At 44.0% G+C, this 1,342-nt stretch carries 1 protein-coding gene; it reads right to left on the reverse strand.

Going from position 1 to position 1,342, the window contains the following annotated elements; translation table 11 throughout:
• On the reverse strand, positions 1 to 1,342 hold a 1,342-nt coding region (locus tag A7967_RS22080; protein ID WP_157756451.1), incomplete at both ends, for an SdrD B-like domain-containing protein.

The raw sequence follows: 1,342 nt of genomic DNA on the forward strand, positions 1-1,342 counted from the left end.
AATAAATCAGCGAACGTGTATTCACCTTGCGCATTTGTTTGCGCGGTAAAGTTAATGTCTGAACCGAAGATATCCTTACCCGTTAAGGTAATATCGACATTCGTTAATAACGTGTCGTTATCTGCAAGTGTGCCGTCTTGGTTTTCATCAAAATACACACGCCCTGAAATAGTCGCTGTATCTGGATTTTGCTCTGTAAAGTCAACTAGCTGATTGCTTGTTGAAAGCACAACAGTCACTTTATCCGTTAGATCAGAGCCTGCAATTACACCTGCATTGTTACGCTCAACACCGTCTTTATAAAGCGCAGGTTGCGTCTGCGTTACTGTGTACCCATTGGCATCTGAGGCAAATAAATCAGAGAACGTGTATTCACCCTGCTCATTCGTTTGCGTTGCCAGGTTAATGTCAGTCCCGAAGATATCCTTACCCGTTAAGGTAATATCGACATTCGTTAATAACGTGTCGTTATCAGCAATCGTGCCATCTTGGTTTTCATCAAAATACACACGCCCTGAAATAGTTGTTGTATCTGGGTTTTGCTCTGTGAAGTCAACAAGCTGGTTGCTTGCAGTCAAATTAACAATAACCGTATCTGTTAAATCAGAGCCTGCTATAGCACCCGAGCTGTTACGCTCTACACCGTCTTTATAAAGCGCAGGTTGCGTCTGCGTAACGGTATAACCGCTGGCATCTGAGGCAAATAAATCAGCGAACGTGTATTCACCTTGTGCATTCGTTTGCGTTGTCAGATTAATGTCTGTCCCGAAGATATTTTTACCCGTTAAGGTAATATCGACATTCGCTAATAACGTGTCGTTATCTGTAATGGTGCCGTCTTGATTTTCATCGAAGTACACACGGCCTGACACGCTTGCTGTATCTGGGTTTTGCTCTGTGAAGTCAACAAACTCGTTGTTGGTGGTCAGCACAACAGTCACTGTCTCTGTTACATCAGAGCCTGCAATAGCACCCGAGCTATTACGCTCAACACCGTCTTTATAAAGCGCAGGTTGCGTCTGCGTTACTGTGTAACCATTGGTATCTGAGGCAAATAAATCAGCAAACGTGTATTCGCCTTGCGCATTCGTTTGCGTTGTCAGGTTAATGTCAGTCCCGAAGATATTTTTACCCGTTAAGGTAATATCGACATTCGCTAATAACGTGTCGTTACCTGTAATGGTGCCGTCTTGATTTTCATCGAAGTACACACGGCCTGACACGCTTGCTGTATCTGGGTTTTGCTCTGTGAAGTCAACTAGCTGATTGCTTGTTGAAAGCGCAACGGTAACCGTATCTGTTACATCAGAGCCTGCAATCATGCCTGCATTGTTACGCTCAA

Origin of the sequence: Pseudoalteromonas neustonica, assembly GCF_001653135.1 — a bacterium.
Lineage (GTDB): Bacteria > Pseudomonadota > Gammaproteobacteria > Enterobacterales > Alteromonadaceae > Pseudoalteromonas > Pseudoalteromonas neustonica.